At 73.2% G+C, this 19,745-nt stretch carries 19 protein-coding genes; 8 read left to right on the top strand and 11 right to left on the bottom strand.

Annotated elements, in window-relative coordinates; translation table 11 throughout:
• Positions 1–85: 85 nt before the first annotated feature.
• The gene (locus tag ACWC24_RS22990; protein ID WP_450664725.1) at positions 86–1,330 is read left to right on the top strand and encodes an MFS transporter; all 1,245 of its coding nucleotides are present in this window, start codon (positions 86–88) and stop codon (positions 1,328–1,330) included.
• A gap of 107 nt (positions 1,331–1,437) precedes the next feature.
• A complete protein-coding gene (locus tag ACWC24_RS22985; RefSeq protein WP_450664724.1) occupies positions 1,438–2,178 on the top strand; it encodes a maleylpyruvate isomerase family mycothiol-dependent enzyme in 741 nt (246 codons plus the stop codon).
• 100 nt (positions 2,179–2,278) lie between these two features.
• On the opposite strand, the gene ACWC24_RS22980 is transcribed toward ACWC24_RS22985, so the two are convergent.
• Entirely contained in the window at positions 2,279–2,683 is a 405-nt protein-coding gene (locus ACWC24_RS22980; RefSeq protein ID WP_450664723.1) for a MarR family winged helix-turn-helix transcriptional regulator, read from the bottom strand.
• A gap of 85 nt (positions 2,684–2,768) precedes the next feature.
• On the opposite strand from ACWC24_RS22980, the gene ACWC24_RS22975 reads away from it, so the two are divergent.
• Together ACWC24_RS22975 and ACWC24_RS22970 are read left to right on the top strand one after the other, a co-directional pair.
• Positions 2,769–4,259 carry an MFS transporter gene (locus ACWC24_RS22975; RefSeq protein WP_450664722.1) on the top strand — a complete coding sequence of 497 codons (1,491 nt, stop codon included), beginning with the start codon at positions 2,769–2,771 and terminating at the stop codon, positions 4,257–4,259.
• Between the two features lie 117 nt (positions 4,260–4,376).
• Complete coding sequence (locus ACWC24_RS22970; RefSeq protein WP_450664721.1) at positions 4,377–4,652, top strand: DUF6332 family protein; 276 nt, start codon at positions 4,377–4,379, stop codon at positions 4,650–4,652.
• Positions 4,653–4,663: 11 nt separating this feature from the next.
• On the opposite strand, the gene ACWC24_RS22965 is transcribed toward ACWC24_RS22970, so the two are convergent.
• The 3 genes from ACWC24_RS22965 to ACWC24_RS22955 all read right to left on the bottom strand — a co-directional run bounded on the left by ACWC24_RS22965 (position 4,664) and on the right by ACWC24_RS22955 (position 7,482).
• Positions 4,664–5,329, bottom strand: a complete 666-nt coding sequence (locus ACWC24_RS22965) for a response regulator (protein ID WP_450664720.1) — start codon at positions 5,327–5,329, stop codon at positions 4,664–4,666.
• Positions 5,326–6,648 carry a sensor histidine kinase gene (locus ACWC24_RS22960; protein ID WP_450664719.1) on the bottom strand — a complete coding sequence of 441 codons (1,323 nt, stop codon included), beginning with the start codon at positions 6,646–6,648 and terminating at the stop codon, positions 5,326–5,328. Before ACWC24_RS22960 ends, ACWC24_RS22965 begins: the two co-directional genes overlap by 4 nt.
• Positions 6,649–6,759: 111 nt before the next feature.
• Positions 6,760–7,482: a TetR/AcrR family transcriptional regulator gene (locus tag ACWC24_RS22955; protein ID WP_450664718.1), complete on the bottom strand. Its 723-nt coding sequence runs from the start codon at positions 7,480–7,482 to the stop codon at positions 6,760–6,762.
• Between the two features lie 206 nt (positions 7,483–7,688).
• Here ACWC24_RS22955 and ACWC24_RS22950 point away from each other — a divergent pair, with 206 nt between their 5' ends.
• Positions 7,689–8,138 (top strand): nitroreductase family deazaflavin-dependent oxidoreductase, encoded by a 450-nt coding sequence (locus ACWC24_RS22950; RefSeq protein ID WP_450664717.1) that lies wholly within the window; start codon positions 7,689–7,691, stop codon positions 8,136–8,138.
• Between the two features lie 7 nt (positions 8,139–8,145).
• Here ACWC24_RS22950 and ACWC24_RS22945 read toward each other — a convergent pair whose 3' ends face one another.
• Positions 8,146–9,588 (bottom strand): geranylgeranyl reductase family protein, encoded by a 1,443-nt coding sequence (locus ACWC24_RS22945; protein WP_450664716.1) that lies wholly within the window; start codon positions 9,586–9,588, stop codon positions 8,146–8,148.
• Between the two features lie 180 nt (positions 9,589–9,768).
• Here ACWC24_RS22945 and ACWC24_RS22940 point away from each other — a divergent pair, with 180 nt between their 5' ends.
• Entirely contained in the window at positions 9,769–11,124 is a 1,356-nt protein-coding gene (locus ACWC24_RS22940) for a M20/M25/M40 family metallo-hydrolase (RefSeq protein WP_450664715.1), read from the top strand.
• Between the two features lie 129 nt (positions 11,125–11,253).
• Here the strand turns inward: ACWC24_RS22940 and ACWC24_RS22935 are convergent, their stop codons facing one another.
• The 3 genes from ACWC24_RS22935 to ACWC24_RS22925 all read right to left on the bottom strand — a co-directional run bounded on the left by ACWC24_RS22935 (position 11,254) and on the right by ACWC24_RS22925 (position 13,748).
• Positions 11,254–12,297, bottom strand: a complete 1,044-nt coding sequence (locus ACWC24_RS22935; RefSeq protein ID WP_450664714.1) for an NUDIX domain-containing protein — start codon at positions 12,295–12,297, stop codon at positions 11,254–11,256.
• A gap of 172 nt (positions 12,298–12,469) precedes the next feature.
• Entirely contained in the window at positions 12,470–12,664 is a 195-nt protein-coding gene (locus ACWC24_RS22930) for a hypothetical protein (protein ID WP_450664713.1), read from the bottom strand.
• A gap of 130 nt (positions 12,665–12,794) precedes the next feature.
• On the bottom strand, positions 12,795–13,748 hold the full coding sequence (locus ACWC24_RS22925; RefSeq protein WP_450664712.1) for an ROK family protein: 954 nt from the start codon (positions 13,746–13,748) through the stop codon (positions 12,795–12,797).
• 192 nt (positions 13,749–13,940) lie between these two features.
• On the opposite strand from ACWC24_RS22925, the gene ACWC24_RS22920 reads away from it, so the two are divergent.
• Positions 13,941–14,978 carry a LacI family DNA-binding transcriptional regulator gene (locus tag ACWC24_RS22920; RefSeq protein WP_450664711.1) on the top strand — a complete coding sequence of 346 codons (1,038 nt, stop codon included), beginning with the start codon at positions 13,941–13,943 and terminating at the stop codon, positions 14,976–14,978.
• 251 nt (positions 14,979–15,229) lie between these two features.
• Here ACWC24_RS22920 and ACWC24_RS22915 read toward each other — a convergent pair whose 3' ends face one another.
• Positions 15,230–16,519, bottom strand: a complete 1,290-nt coding sequence (locus ACWC24_RS22915; RefSeq protein WP_450664710.1) for a DUF6986 family protein — start codon at positions 16,517–16,519, stop codon at positions 15,230–15,232.
• Positions 16,520–16,700: 181 nt separating this feature from the next.
• Here ACWC24_RS22915 and ACWC24_RS22910 point away from each other — a divergent pair, with 181 nt between their 5' ends.
• Positions 16,701–17,624, top strand: coding sequence for an endonuclease/exonuclease/phosphatase family protein (locus ACWC24_RS22910; RefSeq protein ID WP_450664709.1), 924 nt, complete (start codon positions 16,701–16,703; stop codon positions 17,622–17,624).
• Between the two features lie 91 nt (positions 17,625–17,715).
• On the opposite strand, the gene ACWC24_RS22905 is transcribed toward ACWC24_RS22910, so the two are convergent.
• On the bottom strand, positions 17,716–18,678 hold the full coding sequence (locus ACWC24_RS22905) for an electron transfer flavoprotein subunit alpha/FixB family protein (protein WP_450664708.1): 963 nt from the start codon (positions 18,676–18,678) through the stop codon (positions 17,716–17,718).
• 53 nt (positions 18,679–18,731) lie between these two features.
• Positions 18,732–19,529 (bottom strand): electron transfer flavoprotein subunit beta/FixA family protein, encoded by a 798-nt coding sequence (locus tag ACWC24_RS22900; protein ID WP_450664707.1) that lies wholly within the window; start codon positions 19,527–19,529, stop codon positions 18,732–18,734.
• Between the last annotated feature and the right edge of the window lie 216 nt (positions 19,530–19,745).

Genomic DNA, 19,745 nt, shown 5'->3' with positions numbered 1-19,745 from the left:
GGGCCGCCGCCCCCTTGTCCGCCCCTGCCCGACGCCCTACGCTGACTTTGTGCCGCTAATAAACAAAACCCGAACGCACAGTGTCGTGCCGGGGAACGGCAACGACCTCACCCGCCTCCGCGTCGCCCTGACCACCTTCTTCGCCCTCGACGGCTTCGTGTTCGCCGGCTGGGTGGTGCGCATCCCGGCCGTCAAGCACCAGACCCACGCCTCGGCAGGCACCCTCGGACTCGCCCTGCTCTGCGTCTCCGCCGGAGCGGTCGTCACCATGACCCTCACCGGCCGGCTGTGCCGCCGCTACGGCAGCCATCCGGTGACGGTCGTCTGCGCCGTACTGCTCTCGCTCAGCGTCGCGCTGCCCCCGCTCACGCATTCCGCACCGGCCCTCGGCGCCGTGCTGCTGGTCTTCGGCGCCGCGTACGGCGGGATCAACGTCGCGTTCAACAGCGCCGCCGTCGATCTGGTCGCCGCGCTGCGACGTCCGGTGATGCCCAGCTTCCACGCGGCCTACAGCCTGGGCGGAATGGCCGGCGCCGGGCTGGGAGCACTGGTCGCGGGCTCGCTCTCCCCCACCCGCCACCTGCTGGGCCTCACCGTCGTGGGCCTGCTCGTGACCGCCGCCGCGGGACACACGCTGCTGCGCCACGGGTCCCCGGCGCCGACCGGCACAGAGCCGACCGACCTCCAGCCGGCCGACCTCCAGCCGGACGGCCCCCGGCCGGTCGCCGCGCCCCCGGACGGCCCGCACGCCGAAGGGGACGGCTCCCGACGGCCGGACTCGCACACCCGGCGGCTGGTGACCGTACTCGGACTGATCGCCCTGTGCACGGCGTACGGCGAGGGGGCCATGGCCGACTGGGGCGCCCTGCACCTCGAACAGGACCTGGACACGTCACCGGGGACAGCGGCAGTGGGGTACTCCTGCTTCGCGCTCGCGATGACGGCCGGGCGGCTGTCGGGTACGGCGCTGCTCGAGCGGCTGGGCCGCACCCGCACCGTGGTGGCGGGCGGCACCGTCGCCGCGGTCGGCATGCTGGTCGGCTCCCTCGCCCCGGCCTCCTGGGCGGTGCTGGTCGGCTTCGCCGTCACCGGACTCGGTCTCGCCAACCTCTTCCCGGTCGCCGTCGAGCACGCAGGCAGGCTCGCCGGGCCGTCCGGGGTCGCGACCGTCTCCACACTCGGCTACAGCGGCATGCTCCTGGGACCGCCCGCCATCGGCTTCATGGCCGAGTGGCTCTCCCTGCCCGCCGCGCTCACGAGCGTCGCGACGCTGGCCGGGGTGGCCGCCCTCATCGGGTTCGCGACCGGGCGGGCGGCCACGGCCGGGTGACCGGTTCCGGCGGGCCCGGCCGGGCCCGCCGGAACCGCCCCGGCGCGCACCGCCCGGCTTCCCGCACTCCGGCCGTCCGGCACTCCCCCGTCCGGCACACTCACCCCATGGACACTGAAGACTTCATCGGTTCCCTGGACCGGGAGGGCCGGGCGCTCGCCGCGGCCGCCGAGGCGGCGGGGACCGACGCCAAGGTGCCGACCTGCCCGGGGTGGCAGATGCGGGACCTGCTGAGGCACACGGGTGCGGTGCACCGCTGGGCCGCGTCCTTCGTCGCCGAGGGCCACACCTCCCCGCGGCCGATGAGCGACCCGCCCGAACTCGACGGCGCCGAGCTGCTGGCCTGGTACCGCGCCGGCCACCGGCACCTCGTCGACACCCTGACCGCGGCGCCGGCCGACACGTCGGCCTGGACCTTCCTCCCCGCGCCCGCGCCACTGTTCTTCTGGGCCCGTCGGCAGGCCCACGAGACGGCCGTCCACCGCTACGACGCCGAGTCGGCGCTCGACGGCCCGCCCGGCCCGGTCACCGCGGAGTTCGCGACGGACGGCATCGACGAGCTCCTGCGCGGCTTCCACGCCCGGCCCCGGAGCCGGGTCCGCACCGAGACGCCGCGGGTGCTGCGGGTGCGCGCGTCGGACACGGGCGCGGTGTGGACCGTACGGCTGTCCCCGGAACCGCCCGCGACCACGCGGGACGACGCCGGCGAGGCGGACGGCGCGGACTGCGAACTCGCCGGTCCGGCCGCGCAGTTGTACCTGGCGCTGTGGAACCGGCGGCCGATTCCGGACGTGACGGGGGACGCATCGCTGGCCGCGCTGTGGCAGGAGAACTCGGCGATCGGCTGACCGTCGCCACCGAGGTCAGGGCCTGTCCGGCGGAGCATGCCGCAGACGCGGGGTGATACGACACCGACGCTTTCCTGCGACTTGATCCGCCGGACAGGCCCTAGTCGGCGGAGCCGTCCGTCAGCATGCGTGTCAGCACCGCACGCTGCACCGGCCGTACCTCACCGTGCAGGGCTCGCCCCTGGGCGGTGAGGGCGACCCGCACCCCCCGCCGGTCCTGCGGGCACATGGCCCGCTCGACCAGACCGTCCCGCTCCAGCCGGGCGATCAGCCGCGACAACGCGCTCTGCGTGAGATGGACCCGCTCGGAGATCTCCTGGACGCGGTAGGTGCGGGTGCCGTCCGCCGCGGTGCCTTCGGCCAGCACCTCCAGCACCTCGAAGTCGCTGCCGCACAGACCGTGCCCGTGCAGCGCGCGGTCGAGTTCGCACTGGGTGCGCGCGTGCAGCGCGAGAAGGTCCCGCCACCGGTCCACGAGCGCCCGCTCGGCCTTCTCCGCCGCCATGCCGGGACCGTAGCAGAGAACGGAGATCGTTGCATCAGAATTAAATGCACTTGCATTCAATGCATATGCATGTACTGTCGTCGTCATGACCTCTCCGCTCACCGCCCCGGCGTCCGACGGACGCTGGACCCCACGGCTCTGGGGCACCCTCCTGGTGCTGTGCGCCGCGATGTTCCTGGACGCGCTCGACGTGTCGATGGTCGGCGTCGCCCTGCCCTCCATCGGCTCGGACCTCCACCTGTCGACCTCGACGCTGCAATGGATCGTCAGCGGCTACATCCTGGGCTACGGCGGCCTGCTGCTCCTCGGCGGGCGCACCGCCGACCTGCTGGGCAGGCGCCAGGTCTTCCTGGTGGCCCTGGGCGTGTTCGCGCTGGCGTCCCTGCTCGGCGGACTCGTCGACTCCGGCCCGCTGCTGATCGCCAGCCGCTTCATCAAGGGCCTGAGCGCCGCCTTCACGGCACCGGCCGGTCTGTCGATCATCACCACGACGTTCCCCGAGGGCCCGCTGCGCAACCGCGCGCTGTCCATCTACACCACCTGCGCCGCCACCGGCTTCTCCATGGGCCTGGTGCTGTCCGGCCTGCTCACCGAGGCCAGCTGGCGACTGACCATGCTGCTGCCCGCCCCCATCGCCCTGATCGCGCTCGCCGCCGGACTGCGGCTGCTGCCGCACAGCGAACGCGAGCGGGACCACCGGGGCTACGACATCCCCGGCGCCGTCCTCGGCACCGCCTCGATGCTGCTGCTGGTCTTCACCGTCGTCCAGGCACCGGAGGCCGGCTGGGCGTCCGCGCGCACGCTGCTGTCCTTCGTCGCCGTCGTCGCCCTGCTGACCGTCTTCGTCCTGGTCGAGCGACGCTCGCCGGGTCCGCTGATCCGGCTCGGCGTGCTGCGCTCCGGCAACCAGATCCGCGCCCAGCTCGGCGCCATGGCCTTCTTCGGGTCGTACGTCGGCTTCCAGTTCCTGGTCACGCTGTACATGCAGTCGCTGCTCGGCTGGTCGGCGCTGCACACCGCGCTGGCGTTCCTGCCCGCGGGCGCGCTGGTGGCGGTGTCCTCGACGAAGGTCGGCGCGATCGTCGACCGCTTCGGCACCCAGCGGCTGATCGCGGCGGGCTTCGCGCTCATGGCCGTCGGGTACGCGCTGTTCCTGCGGGTCGACCTCGACCCGGCCTACGCGGCCGTGATCCTGCCGAGCATGCTGCTGATCGGCGCGGCCTGCGCACTCGTCTTCCCTTCGCTCAACATCCAGGCCACCAACGGCGTGGAGGACCACGAGCAGGGCATGGTCTCGGGGCTGCTGAACACCTCGGTACAGGTGGGCGGCGCGATCTTCCTGGCCGTCGTCACGGCCGTGGTGACCGCGCACACCTCCCCCGACGCCGGCCCGCAGGCGGTGCTCGACAGCTACCGGCCGGGACTCGTGGTGGTCACCGGCATCGCCCTCGCCGGACTGCTGATCACCCTCACGGGACTGCGGACCCGCACGGCCGACCGGCGCAGCGTCGTGGTCGCCGGGTCCACGGCACCGGCCCCGAAGGCGGACGCGGAGCGCGTGAGCGTCTCCGACTAGTCCGCGCCGAGGGCGACTTGAGGCTGCGGCCGGCCCGCCCGTCGGTACATGTCTGCTGCGCGCACCTGCCCGGCGGGGCTCCTTGTCCGCCGGGCACACGCCTGTTTGACTCGTGGCATGACTGGCCACGGGGGACGGCGCACACAGGCCGAACGGGACGCGATCACGGTCGAGATCGGGTACGCGCTGTGCAGCGCGGCGTTCGCCGCGGCACTTGTCTTCGGTGCCGTCGCGGGCCCCGCGCTGCTGTTCGAACTTCCGGTCGGATGGGAGAAGTTGCTGCTGCGCGCGGGGCTCGCGCTCGCGGCCGTGCTGTTCGCCGTACGGGTGGTCAGCGTGCTGTACCGCTTCCGCGGCCGCCCCGCCGCCGTCGACGACGAAGAGGTCCGGTAGGCGCGGGCGCCTCAGCCCAGCCAGCCCGGTCGTACCAGTCCGTACTCGTAGGCCAGCACGACCAGTTGGGCCCGGTCCCGGGCGCCCAGCTTCACCATCGTGCGGCTCACGTGGGTCTTCGCGGTCAGCGGGCTGACCACCAGGCGACGGGCGATCTCGTCGTTGGACAGACCGATGCCGACCAGGGCCATCACCTCCCGTTCCCGCTCGGTGAGCCGGGCGAGGTCGTCGGCCGCCGCGGGCTCCTTGGAACGGGCCGCGAACTCCGCGATCAGCCGCCGGGTCACCCCCGGCGACAGCAGCGCGGCCCCCTCGACCACCGCCCGCACGGCCCGCAGCAGTTCCTCCGGTTCGGTGTCCTTGACCAGGAAGCCGGAGGCACCCGAGCGGATCGCCTCGAAGACGTACTCGTCGAGCTCGAAGGTGGTGAGCATGACCACCTTGACCGCCGCGAGCGCGGGGTCGCCGGTGATGCCGCGGGTGGCCGCCAGGCCGTCCAGGCGGGGCATGCGGATGTCCATCAGGACGACGTCCGGGCGCAGTTCGCGCACCGCGCGCAGTGCCTCCTCGCCGTCCGCGGCCTCTCCGGCCACCTCGATGTCCGACTGCGCGTCGAGCAGCGCCCGGAATCCGGCGCGGACCAACGACTGGTCGTCGGCGAGCAGTACGCGGATCACCGATCCTCCTCGGTCTTCGACGGCGACGACACCGATCCCGATCCTGATCCCGTTCCTGTGCTCGGTGCCGGTGCCGGTGCCGGTGCCGCATCACGATCCCGGTCCCGTCTCCGCTCCGACGGCAGTACGGCGAGCACGCGGAAGCCGCCGTCAGGGCGCGGCCCGGCCTCGATCCTGCCACCGAGCGCGGCGGCCCGCTCCCGCATCCCGGCCAGGCCGTTGCCGCTGCCGCCCGCGTCGGCGCCGGTCGCGGGCCCGTCGTCGTCGACGCACAACCGCAGCTCGCCGCCGACGTGCTCGACGCGCACGCGCGCGTGCCGCGAACCGGAATGCCGTACGACGTTGGTGAGTGCCTCCTGGACGATGCGGAACGCGGCGAGGTCCGCGCCGGGCGACAGCCGGGGCGGCCGCCCCTCGACCTCGACGGTGAGACCCGCGCCGGCCGCCAGCTCCACCAGCTCGGGCAGCCGGTCGAGCCCGGGCGCGGGCGTGCGCGGCGCGTCACCCGGCGTACGCAGTGTGTCGAGCACCTGGCGGACCTCGCCGAGCGCCTCCTTGCTCGCGGCCTTGATGGTGGTGAGCGCCGTGCGTGCCTGTTCCGGGTCCGTGTCCAGGAGCGCCAGGCCGACGCCCGCCTGCACGTTGATCACGGAGATGCTGTGCGCGAGGACGTCGTGCAGTTCGCGGGCGATCCGCAGCCGTTCCTCGTCGGCGCGCCGGCGCGCCGCCCGCGCCCGCTCGGCCCGTTCCCTGGCCCACTGCTCGCGCCGCGCCCGAGCCAGCTCGGACACCGCCAGCACCCCGAGCACCCAGGTGGCGACGGCGGCCTCCTGCCACCAGGAGGCGGCCTGGTCGCCGGTCGGCGGCAGCCACCGGTAGAGCCAGTGGGCCATCAGCACGTGGCCGGCCCAGAGCACCCCCGCCGCCGACCACGCGGCCCGGCGGTGTCCCATGACGACCGCGCTGAAGCAGGCCACGGCGACGGTCAGGAAGACCGGCCCGTACGTGTATCCGGCGGCCAGATAGACCAGGGTGACCGCGGCCGTGCCGAAGGCGACGAGCGCCGGACACCGCTTCCGCCACAGGAGCAGACCCGATCCGAGGAGCAGCAGCACCCGCGCGAGGGCGTCCAGCGGGAGCCGTCCGCTCTGCTGGGCATGTGCCGCGAAGCTCGACCCGCCGAGCACGAAGACGGTGATCGCGACGGTGGACCGCCACGGCCAACGGCTACCCCGCTCCTCCTTGTCCCAGAGGTGCCCCAGCGGCCCGTGCCGCCACCGCGGGGGCGGCCCGCCGCCGGATACGCGCTGCTCGTCCATGTCCGCCACGCTAGACGCCGCCGCCCCCGGCGGGCGTCCGCCGGCCGGGGCGATCACGCGTACTCCCCGCGGAGTACGCCGACGCGGGACCCGCACGCACGGCCGGTCCGCTCAGTCGGTCCGGCCCTGCTGCGGGTACACCAGCCCCACGCCGTGGGCGAGCCGGGCCACCGCGTGCCGGAAGAACGGCTCGCGGTCCTCCACGACCCGGTTGAACTGTCCGAACAGCTCGAAGCCGATCAGCCCGTAGAGCTGCGCCCAGGCCGCGACGAGTGCCGTGACCACCTCCGGGGGCAGATCGGGCGCGAGGTCGGCGGTCATCCGCTCGGCCTCGGCGCGCAGTTCGGCCGGCAGCGGCGGCTTGGCCACCCCGAGTCCCCGGTGCGCGTCCCGCACGATGTCGATGAGGAGAAGGCCGACCCGCGCGGCGGCCGGGACGGTCGCCTGGGGCGCGGAGTATCCCGGCACCGGGGACCCGTAGATCAGCGCGTACTCGTGCGGGTGGGCGAGCGCCCAGGCGCGCGCGGCCTCGCACACCGCGGTCCACCTGCGCACCGGACCGGCCCCGGCGACCGCGGCCTCCGCCGCCTCCGCGCTCTCGCCCAGGGAGTTGTAGGCGTCGATGATGAGGGCGGTGAGCAGGTCGTCACGGCTGGGGAAGTAGCGGTACAGCGCGGACGAGACCATCCCGAGCTCGCGCGCCACGGCCCGCAGCGACAGCTTCGCGGCGCCCTCCGCCGCGAGCTGTCTGCGCGCCTCGTCCTTGATGGCCGCGGTGACCTCGATCCTTGCCCGGGCTCGGGCGCCACGGGTGCCGTCTGGGGAGTTGCTCATACGAGCGAGTGTCCCATGTTTCCGGAGCAGTGCACACAACCGAGAGCACTGCATCAAAACGAGAGCGCTGCCGCGAAACGAGAGCGACGATAAAAAACGAGAGCACTGCTCTTGCTATGGATCACCGATCTCCAGCAGACTGTCCATCAAGTGAGAGCAGTGCTCACGGAATGCGCCCCCGAGCGCTTCCAAGAAGGGAAGTAGCCATGTCCACGCACGTCAAGAAGCCCGGCTGGTTCACCATCAACGTCTTCAACCGTGCCGTCGCCTGGATCACCCGCCGGGGCATCAGCGTCTGGGGCTCTCGGGTCCTGGCGGTCCGCGGTCGCAAGAGCGGCGAGTGGCGCACCACCCCCGTGAACCTTCTGACGGTGGACGGCCGCCAGTACCTGCTCGCCCCTCGCGGCCACGTCCAGTGGACGCACAACATGCGGGCGGCCGGTGGCGGTGAACTGCGCCTGGGCAAGAACGTGGACGAGTTCACCGCGACCGAGGTCGCCGACGACGACAAGGTCCCGCTGCTGCGGGCCTACCTCAAGCGCTGGAAGGCCGAGGTGGGCGTCTTCTTCAAGGGTGTCGGGCCCGACTCCCCCGACGCCGACCTGCGCCGGATCGCGCCGGACCACCCGGTCTTCCTCATCAGCCTCAAGAGCTGAACGAGCATCAGGAGCCGGTCTCGTCGGCCTCGCGGACATCGTCCGTCCCATGGGCATCGTCAGCCCCACGGACGCCGTCGGTCTCGCGCGCCTCGGCTCCCTCGCCGTCCGCGACACCGGCGCCACCCTTGGTGCTCGCGCCGCTCACACCGTTCGCACCGCGCGCACCACGAGCATCACCCGCACCCTCCGCACCGTCGGCCTCACCCGAACCACTCACCGCGTCCGCCGTGGCCGCCGTGGGCCGGCGGTCCAGCGCGGTCAGGGCGCGCTGGGCGAGAGGGTGGCCGCGCATGAGCTCGCCCAGGGTCGTCGCACCCCGGGTGATGTCCGCGAACGCCCGCCAGGCGGGCCGGAAACCCGTCAGAGCCGCGTGGAAGACGCCGGGCCGCCGCTCGAACACCGCCAGCATCCGCTTGCCGACGCTCATCTCCACGCCCAGCCCGGCCTTGATCGCGAAGGCGTAGTTCAGGGCCTGCCTGCGGGTGTCCACGGCGTCGTGCGCCTCGGCGATGCGGACCGCCCATTCACCCGCGAGCCGTCCGGAGCGCAGCGCGAACGAGATGCCCTCGCGCGTCCACGGCTCCAGCAGCCCGGCCGCGTCCCCGCACACCAGGACCCGACCGCGCGACAACGGCGAGTCGTCGGCCCGGCAGCGGGTCAGATGCCCGGAGGAGATGCTCGGTTCGAAGCCCGCGAGGCCGAGCCGGGCGACGAAGTCCTCCAGATAGCGCTTGGTCGCGGCGCCTTCGCCACGGGCCGAGATCACACCGACCGTCAGCGTGTCGCCCTTGGGGAACACCCAGCCGTAGCTGCCGGGCATCGGTCCCCAGTCGATGAGGACCCGCCCCCGCCAGTCCTCGGCGACCGTCTCCGGCACCGGGATCTCCGCTTCGAGGCCGAGGTCCACCTGGTCGAGCTTCACGCCGACGTGCGCCCCTATGCGGCTGGCGCTGCCGTCCGCGCCGACGACCGCCCGCGCGAACACCGTCTCGCCGCCCTGGAGGACGACGGCGACCGTGCGCCGGTCCGGTACGGCCGAGCCGTGCTGCTCGACCCGCTGCACGGTCACGCCGGTCCGCAGGTCGGCGCCCGCCTTCTGGGCGTGCTCGACCAGCTGCTGGTCGAACTCGGGCCGGTTGATCAGCCCGAACAGCATCCGCTTGGAGCGCCGGGTCCGGGTGAAACGGCCGTTGTTCGAGAACGTCACCGCGTGCACCCGGTCCTGCAAAGGCAGTTCGAAGCCCGGCGGCAGGCTGTCCCGCGACGGTCCGATGATGCCGCCGCCGCACGTTTTGTAGCGGGGCAGCTCCGCTTTCTCCAGCAACAGGACGCGCCGCCCCGCGACCGCCGCCGCGTAGGCGGCCGAGGCCCCCGCGGGTCCCGCGCCCACCACGACGACGTCCCACACCTGCCGCACGTCGTCCGCCGAAGAGTTCTCGCTGCTCACGATGGTCTACTGCTCCCGATCAAGCCGCTGCCGCACCTGTCCCCCGCATCCTACGGCGACCGTGGCACCGGACCGCTGTGGGAGTTGTCGGGGGCGTTTGCGCCCTGTACCCCAGGTGCGCATACGCTGACACGATCATCCGTACTCACGTACAACGTCGCACCCACGAGGAGCGTGCCCATGTCGTCGAATCCGGTCGCCGAGACCGTCGCCACGCTGATGCCCGGAGCGAAGGCGGAGCTCACCGAACTCGTGGCTTTCAAGTCGGTGGCGGACTTCGACCAGTTCCCCAGGAGCGAGAGCGAGGGCGCCGCGAACTGGATCGCCGACGCCCTGCGCACCGAGGGCTTCACGGAGGTGGCGCTGCTCGACACCCCCGACGGCACGCAGTCGGTCTACGGCTACCTGCCCGGCCCGGAGGGTGCCAGGACCGTCCTGCTGTACGCCCACTACGACGTGCAGCCCCCGCTCGACGAGGCCGCCTGGTCCACCCCGCCGTTCGAACTGACCGAACGCGACGGCCGTTGGTACGGCCGCGGCGCCGCCGACTGCAAGGGCGGCGTGATCATGCACCTGCTCGCCCTGCGTGCGCTGAAGGCGAACGGCGGCGTCCCGGTGCACGTCAAGGTGATCGCCGAGGGCTCGGAGGAGATGGGCACGGGCGGCCTGGAGCGGTACGCCGAGCAGCACCCGGAGCTCCTGGCCGCCGACACGATCGTCATCGGTGACGCGGGCAACTTCCGCGTCGGCCTGCCGACCGTCACCACCACGCTGCGCGGCATGACGATGCTCAACGTGCAGGTCGACACGCTCGAGGGCAACCTGCACTCGGGCCAGTTCGGCGGCGCCGCGCCCGACGCGCTGGCCGCGCTCATCCGCGTCCTCGACTCGCTGCGCGCCGAGGACGGTTCGACGACGGTCGACGGGCTCGCCCCGGCGTCCCGGTGGGACGGACTCCAGTACGACGAGGAGCAGTTCCGCAAGGACGCCAAGGTGCTCGACGGCGTCGGGCTGATCGGCTCCGGCACGGTCGCCGACCGCATCTGGGCCCGCCCGGCCGTCACGGTGCTGGGCATCGACTGCCCGCCGGTCGTCGGCGCGACGCCGTCCGTGCAGGCGAGCGCGCGGGCCAAGGTGAGCCTGCGGGTGCCGCCGGGCGTCGACGCGGTCGAGGCGACGAAGCTGCTCCAGGCCCACCTCGAGGCGCACACGCCGTGGGGTGCGCGGGTGCGTACGGAGCAGGTCGGCCAGGGTCAGGCGTTCAGCGCCGAGACGGCCAGCCCGGCGTACACGGCGATGGCCGAGGCGATGGCGGTGGCGTACCCGGGTCAGCAGATGCAGTACGCCGGCCAGGGCGGCTCCATCCCGCTGTGCAACACCCTGGCGTCCCTCTACCCGGACGCGGAGATCCTGCTCATCGGTCTGAGCGAGCCGGAGGCACAGATCCACGCGGTGGACGAGAGCGTGTCCCCCGACGAGCTGGAGCGGCTGTCGGTGGCCGAGGCGCTGTTCCTGCTGAACTACGCGGCCGGCTGAGCCGGCCGGTCCACACCGGTGGGCCCCTCGCCACGGGGCGAATTGCAGGGGCCCACCTACGGGAAGGCGGTCCGCGACCGTCGTACCGGGCCGCGCGTCGGCCGTCCGGCCGCCGCACCCGCCCGTACGTCAGCCGCCGACCGGTGTGCCCGCCTCCAGGTACAGGGCCGCGCCGCGTTCCTTGGCGCGCAGGGCCCAGCGCAGCCGCTCGTAGCGGACGGGCGGGAGCAGGTCGGCGGCCTCCTGCTCGGTGACGAAGCGCCAGGCGCGCAGTTCGGGGCCGGGCAGCAGCAGCCCGGCGGTGCGGTCCGGGTCGAGGCGGCCGCCGTCGAAGAGGAACCGCAGGCCGCCGTAGCCGGGCGGGACGGGCCGCTCCCAGTCGACGACGAGGAGGCGGGGCATCTCGTCGAGGTCTATCCCGGTCTCCTCCGCCACTTCGCGCACTCCGGCCCGCGCCGGGGCCTCGCCGGGTTCGACGACGCCGCCGGGGAACTCCCAGCCGGCCTTGTACGTGGGGTCGACCAGGAGCACCCGGTCCTGGTCGTCGAAGAGCAGCACCCCCGCGGCGGTCGTCTCGGCCGTCGGCTCGGGGGTCTGCACGATGGAGCAGGTGTCCACGGCCCCGCTGCCGACGGCCTCGGCGATGCGGACGGCCGTCTCGTACGGGGTGAGGGTGCTGGTGTCGACGAGGTGCGCGTCGGCGGTGAGCCAGCCGGCGAGCGCGGCACGGTAGGGCTCGATCTGGTCGTACGACCACTGGCGTACCCGTATCTCCCCGTCGGGCAGGTCCGGCGGGAGCTCTCGGTCGGCTATGCGCTCGCGCAGGATCGTTTCCGCCGGGGCGAGGAGCACATGCCGCACGGCGAGCCGGCGGGCGGCGAGACCGCCGAAGATCTCGTCGCGGTACTCCTGGCGCAGCAGCGTCATGGGGACCACCAGGGTGCCGCCGACCTCGGCGAGCATCGCGGCCGCGGTGTCGATCACGAGCCGCCGCCAGATCGGCAGGTCCTGGAAGTCGCCGACCTCGGCGAGGTGCTTGGCCGGCAGCAGCTGCGTGAGTGCCGCCCCGATGACCTCGGGGTCGAAGAGCGTGCTGTTCGGGATCAGTTCGATCAGTTCCCGCGCGGTCGCGCTCTTCCCCGCGCCGAACGCACCGTTGATCCAGACGATCACGGTTCCCCCTCTTCCGTTGGCCCCCTGTGGCTTGCCCGCTCCACCCTGCCACGGAAACCAGCTCCCGTTGAGGGTGCCCGGACGCGGGCCCGGAGCCCCGGGGCGGGGCTCCGGCACCGGTCGCCGAAGGAGGCCGGTCCGGGGGACCGGCGCCGACCGCGCGCCGCGGCCGTCAGCCGCCGTGCCCCAAGGTGTTCTCTCCGAGGTCGACGCTCTCACCGGCCACGACGTGATCGAGGGTGCCGACGGTGTCGCGTACGTTCAGGTCGCTCAGGTCCTCGGCGGACGCGCTGTGGGACGGGGTGATCGCGGCGACCACGAACCCGGTGGCGAGGGAGGCGATGGCGAGCATGCTGCGCTTCTTCATGCCCGGCTCAACTCCACAACGGCCTGCGGGGTCACGCCCTCGCCCCGAACGAACGCACCCGGCGGCTCCGCGACGCCCGCCCCGCCGGTCGCCGTGGGCCCGTCAGACTCCGGCGGTCGCCGTGGGTCCGTCAGACTCCGGCGGTCGCCGTGCCCGCCGCCCCCGCGAGTGCGGCGGCGGCCGCTCCCACGAGGCCGGCGTCCGTGCCCATCTGGGCCGGCGCCACGGTCAGCCGCTGGACGAAGGACAGGGTCGCGTAGTCGCCGAGGGCCTTGCGCAGCGGCGCGAAGAGCACCTCCCCGGCCTTGCCCACTCCCCCGCCGACGACGGCGATGTCGATCTCCACGAGCGTCGCGGTGGCCGCGATCCCGGCCGCCAGGGCCTGCGCCGCCCGCTCGAAGGAGGCCACGGCGACCGGGTCCCCGGCCCGCGCGGCGGCGGCCACCGCGGCGGCGGAGGTGTCGCCGTCCGGGCCGGGGCGCCAGCCGTTCTCGAGGGCCCGGCGGGCGATGTTGGGGCCGCTGGCGATCCGCTCCACGCACCCGCGCGCGCCGCACGGGCACAGGTCGCCGTCCAGATCCACGCTGATGTGGCCGATGTGGCCCGCGTTGCCGGTGGGGCCGGGGTGGAGCTGGCCGTTGAGGACCAGGCCACCGCCGACACCGGTGGAGACCACCATGCACAGCGCGTTGGCGTGGCCGCGGGCCGCGCCCTGCCAGTGCTCGGCCGCGGTGATCGCCACCCCGTCGCCGATCAGCTCGACGGGCAGGCCCCCGGTCGCCGCCCGGACCCGTTCGACGAGCGGGAAGTCGCGCCAGCCGGGCACGTTCACCGGGCTCACCGTGCCCGCCCCGGCGTCCACCGGACCCGCGCTGCCGATGCCGACGGCGCGGGTGCGCCCCCACAGCGGCGACGCGTCGAGCTCGCCGAGGACCTCCTCGACGGCCCGCATCACGGTGTCGCCGTCCTCCCGCGCGGGCGTCGGGCGCTGCGCCCGCACCAGGATCGTGCCGTGGCCGTCGACCAGCGCTCCGGCGATCTTGGTGCCGCCGATGTCGAGCGCGGCCACGAGGTGGGTGTGCATCAGTGTCGGATCTCCCCGTCAACCATGAGAAAAGGCTGGCCGGTCCAGCGTTGGGGGACGTGGGCCGAGATTGCGGTGGACAGTCTCTCCCGCATCTGACAACGTTGTCCAGGCCCTATGCTCGACGCCACATCCTCATACATGCCCGTGGAGCGATGCACACCCCCCGTGGCCGACAGGACAGGACGTACCGTGCCCGACACGCCCCGCCGATCCGAGAGCCGTTACGGCAACCGTCCCACCATGAAGGACGTGGCCGCACGGGCCGGGGTAGGACTGAAGACGGTCTCCCGCGTCGTCAACGGCGAGCAGGGGGTCACCCCGGAGACCGAGCGCCGGGTCCAGGAGGCGATCGACTCCCTGGGCTTCCGGCGCAACGACAGCGCGCGGGTGCTGCGCAAGGGCCGCACCGCGAGCATAGGCCTGGTCCTAGAGGACCTGGCCGACCCGTTCTACGGACCGCTCAGCCGCTCGGTCGAGGAGGTGGCCCGCGCGCACGGCGCCCTGCTGATCAACGGCTCCAGCGCCGAGGACCCCGACCGTGAGCAGGAGCTGGTGCTGGCGCTGTGCGCCCGCCGGGTGGACGGGCTGGTCATCATCCCCGCGGGTGACGACCACCGCTATCTGGAGCAGGAGATCAGGGCGGGCGTCGCGACGGTCTTCGTCGACCGGCCGGCCGGGAAGACGGACGCGGACGTCGTCCTGTCCGACAACTTCGGCGGCGCCCGTGACGGCGTCGCCCACCTGATCGCCCACGGACACCGCCGGATCGGCTTCATCGGCGACATGCCGCGTATCCACACGGCCGCCGAGCGGCTGCGCGGCTACCTGGCCGCCATGGAGGACGCCGGGATACCCGTGGAGGCCTCCTGGACGTCCCTGGGCGTCACCGATCCGCTGCGGGTGCGCAGGGCCGCGGAGGACATGCTCCGCGGGCCCTCCCCCGTCACCGCGGTCTTCGCGGGCAACAACCGGGTGAGCGTCACGGTGGTCCGGGTCCTCGCGGAGCAGAACCGCCGGGTGGCGCTCGTCGGGTTCGACGACATCGAGCTCGCCGATCTGCTGCACCCCGGGCTCACCGTCGTCGCCCAGGACGCGTCGGTGCTCGGCCGCACCGCCGCCGAGCGCCTGTTCGGCCAGCTGGACGGATCGCTGATCGTCCCGGAGCGCATCGAACTGCCGACGCGTCTGATCACCCGCGGCTCGGGCGAGCTGCCCCCGGCGGACTGACCGGCCGGAACCGGGGACCGCGAGCGAGCCCGCGACCGGGAACCGGACCGAGGGCGGCAGCGAGCCCCGGGGCGGGATCGCGGGGACCGGGACAAGGCCCGCGAGGACCGAGGCCGGCAGCAGACCCCGGGGCCGAGGCCCGGTCCCGGGAGGACCGGAGCGGAGACCGAGGCCGGGAACGAGACCGAGGCCGGGCGCGGGCCCCCGGACGGGACCGCGAAGGCCGGCGTCGCTGCGGGGCGGACGCGCCGTCAGGGCGTCCCGCCGCCCCGCCGTGGTGCCGCGAGGCCGTCCAGCTCGGCCCGGGTCAGTCCGGTCGCGCCGGTGACCTCCGCCAGGTCCAGTGCGCCGCAGTCGAGGCCGCGCAGCAGATGGCCGCTGAGTGCCTTGGCGGTCGCCGGCTCGTCCATGACGTCGCCGCCGGCGCGGTGGACGTAGCGGGCGAGCCGGGCCGCCGTCCGCTCGAAGCCCTCGCGGTAGAAGGCGAAGACGGCCGCGTACCGGGTGGGGAGGTGGCCGGGGTGCATGTCCCAGCCCTGGTAGTAGGCACGGGCCAGGGCGCGCCGGGTGAGGCCGTAGTGCAGGCGCCAGGCGTCGTGGACCTGTTCGGCCGGGCCGACCGGCAGCACGTTGGTGGAGCCGTCGGAGAGGCGTACGCCGGTGCCCGCGGCGGCGACCTGCATGACCGCCTTGGCGTGGTCGGCGGCCGGGTGGTCGCTCGCCTGGTGGGCGGCTGACACGCCGAGGCAGGCGCTGTAGTCGAAGGTGCCGTAGTGCAGGCCCGTGGCGCGGCCCTCGGCGGCCCGGATCAGGCGGGCGACGGTGGCGGTGCCGTCGGCGGCGAGGACGGCCTGGCTGGTCTCGATCTGGATCTCGAAGCCGATCCTGCCGGGCGCGAGGCCGCGCGCCTCCTCGAACGCCTCGAGCAGCCGCACCATGGCGGTGACCTGCTCGGGGTAGGTGACCTTGGGCAGGGTCAGCACGAGCCCGTCGGGCAGGCCGCCGGCCTCCGCCAGGCCGCTGAGGAAGACGTCGAGGGTGCGGATGCCGCGGTCGCGCACGGCGGCTTCCAGGCACTTCATCCGGATGCCCATGTACGGGGCGGCCGTGCCGTCCTCGTACGCCCGCGCGATCAGCCGGGCCGCGCGGGCGGCCGCCGCGTCCTCCTCGGCGTCCGGACGGGCACCGTAGCCGTCCTCGAAGTCGACGCGCAGGTCCTCCACGGGCTCGCGCTCCAGCTTGGTCCGCACGCGCGCGTACACGGGCTCGGCGAGTGCGTCGTCCAGGCCGAGGACCGCGGCGAAGGAGGCCGCGTCGGGCGCGTGTTCGTCGAGGGCGGCCAGCGCCCGGTCCCCCCACGAGCGGACGGTTCCGGCCTCGAAAACGTCCGCGGGCACATAGACGGTGTGGACGGGCTGACGGGTGCCCGGGTCGCCCGGGTAGTCCCGCTCCAGCGCGGCGTCGACCGGCGCGAGGAAGGCGCCGATCTCCGCGCCGACCGTGCCCGCGAGGCTCGTCGTCACCTTCTCCTGCCGACCCATCTCGCGTCCTCCGACTTCCCCGGCGCGGAATCAACAATTTGTTGAAGGAACCTATCCGGCGACCTTTCCACGGGTCAACACCCGTCCACGCCCCGGTCCCTCGCGATTCACCGTGCCCCTGCGCCCTCTTCCGTCCAGGCGTTTTCCCCTTCATCCTGGCTCCCGAGGGGAGGGGACACACATGGCGATCACCCCAGGGCCCACCCGTCGGGCGGGGTTGCGGACGCTGGTGGCCCTCGCGGCCACCGTGGCCGCCGTACCCCTGCTCGGCGGCGTACGGACCTCCGGGGCCCGGGACGCGGACCACGCGCGCGTGAAGGCGGGAACCGTCCCCCCGCTGCGGGTCATGACGTTCAATCTGCGGGTCGCCGGCTCCCACGAGCCCAACAGCTGGGCGGACCGCCGACCGGTGATGCGCGCGCTGCTGCGCCGCGCGGCCCCGCACGTCATCGGCACCCAGGAGGGGCGACTGCCCCAGCTGAGCGACATCGAGGCCGACCTCGGACCGCACTACGCGTGGATCGGCACTCCCGGCGAGGGCCACGAGGAGTCGGTGGCCGTCTTCTACGACACGCGTCGGCTCGCCCCGGTCGAGCACACCACGTTCCGCCTCTCCGACACCCCGGACGTGCCCGGCTCCAACACCTGGGGCGCCGCCTTCCCCCGGCTGGTCACCCGGGTCCGCTTCCGCGATCTGCTCGATCCGGGGCGGCAGTTCCACGTCCTCAACACGCACCTCGACCACCGCAGCGAGTACGCGCGCGAGCGTGCCGCCGCCCTCATCGCCGAGCGGGTCGCCGCCCTGGGCGACCGGCTCCCGATCCTGCTCACCGGCGACTTCAACGCCGCGGCCCACGCCAGCCCGGCCTACGACACCCTGCTGGACGCCGGCTTCCTGGACACCTGGGACACGGCGCGGCAGCGCGGTCCCGCCTACGGGACGTTCCAGGCCTTCGGCTCGCTGACGCCGAACGGCGAGCGCATCGACTGGATCCTGGCGACGCCGGGTGTGACGGTGCACCGGGAGTCGGTCGACACGTTCTGGGTGCGGGGCCAGTGGCCGAGCGACCACCTGCCGGTGCTGGCGTCGCTGAGCCTGGGCTGAGCCGAGCCGATCCCGGCATGGGCCGGGCCCGGGACGGGCGAGGCCCCCGTGACCGGTGTGGTCACGGGGGCCTCGGACAGCCTGACGCGGATCAGCCCTTGCGGGTCTTGACCTCGTCGGTGAGCTGGGGGACGACGTCGAAGAGGTCGCCGACGACGCCGTAGTCGACCAGGTCGAAGATCGGGGCCTCGGGGTCCTTGTTGATGGCCACGATCGTCTTCGAGGTCTGCATGCCGGCGCGGTGCTGGATCGCGCCGGAGATGCCGGAGGCGATGTAGAGCTGCGGCGAGACCGACTTGCCGGTCTGGCCGACCTGGTTGGTGTGCGGGTACCAGCCCGCGTCCACCGCGGCGCGCGAGGCACCGACGGCCGCGCCGAGCGAGTCGGCGAGCGCCTCGATGATCGCGAAGTTCTCGGCACCGTTGACGCCACGGCCGCCGGAGACCACGATCGCGGCCTCGGTCAGCTCCGGACGGCCCGTCGACTCACGCGGGGTGCGGCCGGTGACCTTGGTGCCGGTCGCCTTCTCCGAGAAGGACACGGCGAGGGCCTCGACCGCGCCGGCGGCCGGGGCGGCCTCCACGGCGGCCGAGTTCGGCTTGACCGTGATGACCGGGGTGCCCTTGGAGACACGGGTCTTGGTGGTGAAGGACGCGGCGAACACCGACTGGGTGGCCACCGGGCCCTCGTCGCCGGCCTCCAGGTCGACGGCGTCGGTGATGATGCCCGAACCGATGCGCAGCGCCAGACGGGCGGCGATCTCCTTGCCCTCGGCGGAGGACGACACCAGCACGGCGGCCGGGGACACAGCCTCGACGGCGGTCTGGAGGGCCTCCACCTTCGGGACGACGAGGTAGTCGGCGTACTCGGCGGCGTCGTGCGTGAGGACCTTCACCGCGCCGTGCTCGGCGAGCACGGCGGCGGTGTCAGCGGCACCGGCGCCGAGCGCGACGGCGACGGGCTCGCCGATCCGGCGGGCGAGCGTCAGCAGCTCGAGAGTGGGCTTGCGGACGGCACCGTCCACGTGGTCGACGTAGACGAGGACTTCAGCCATGGGATTGCTCTCCTGCGGGGATGATGTGAGGGGCGGTCAGCTGCTGCGGGGCCTTAGATGAACTTCTGGCCCGCGAGGAACTCGGCGAGCTGCTTGCCGCCCTCGCCCTCGTCCTTGACGATGGTGCCCGCGGTGCGCGCCGGGCGCGCGGCCGCGGAGTCGACGGCCGTCCAGGCGCCCTCGAGGCCGACCTCGTCCGCCTCGATGTCCAGGTCGGACAGGTCCCAGGACTGAACCGGCTTCTTCTTGGCGGCCATGATGCCCTTGAAGGACGGGTAACGCGCCTCGCCCGACTGGTCGGTGACCGACACGACGGCCGGCAGGGAGGCCTCGAGCTGCTCGGAGGCGGCGTCGCCGTCGCGGCGGCCCTTGACGGTCCCGTCGGCGCCACCCTCGACCGACACCTCGGACAGCAGGGTGACCTGCGGGACGCCCAGGCGCTCGGCCAGCAGCGCCGGGACCACACCCGCGGTGCCGTCGGTGGAGGCCATGCCGGAGATGACCAGGTCGAAGCCGGCCTTCTCGATGGCCTTGGCCAGCACCAGGGAGGTGCCGATGACGTCCGTGCCGTGCAGGTCGTCGTCCTCGACGTGGACGGCCTTGTCGGCGCCCATCGACAGCGCCTTGCGCAGCGCGTCCTTGGCGTCCTCGGGGCCCACCGTCAGGACGGTGATCTCCACGTCGTCGTCCGAGTTCTCGGAGATCTGCAGCGCCTGCTCGACCGCGTACTCGTCGAGCTCGGAGAGCAGACCGTCCACGTCGTCCCGGTCCACGGTCAGGTCATCGGCGAAGTGCCGGTCGCCAGTGGCGTCGGGCACGTACTTCACAGTGACAACGATCCTCAAGCTCACGCCGGCTCTCCTACTGCATCGTCTCAATTTCGGCTGCCTACTTGCAGGCAGCATAGGCGCCCCAAGCGGCCGATCCCGGTCGGGGCGGCCCGCGCTCCGACCGAAATATTACTCGTCAGTACACCCAGTTCGTTCCCGCTAAGCAAGCGCTTTGAACTGTGACCTTCGCAACGCAGCGTAATCGGAAGTCGACGACTTCGCAGAGGCAGGGTGCTG

It is taken from the genome of Streptomyces sp. NPDC001443 (genome assembly GCF_053597355.1).
The sequence above is the reverse complement of the archived record's forward strand: the minus strand, read 5'-3'. Positions and strand labels throughout refer to the sequence as shown.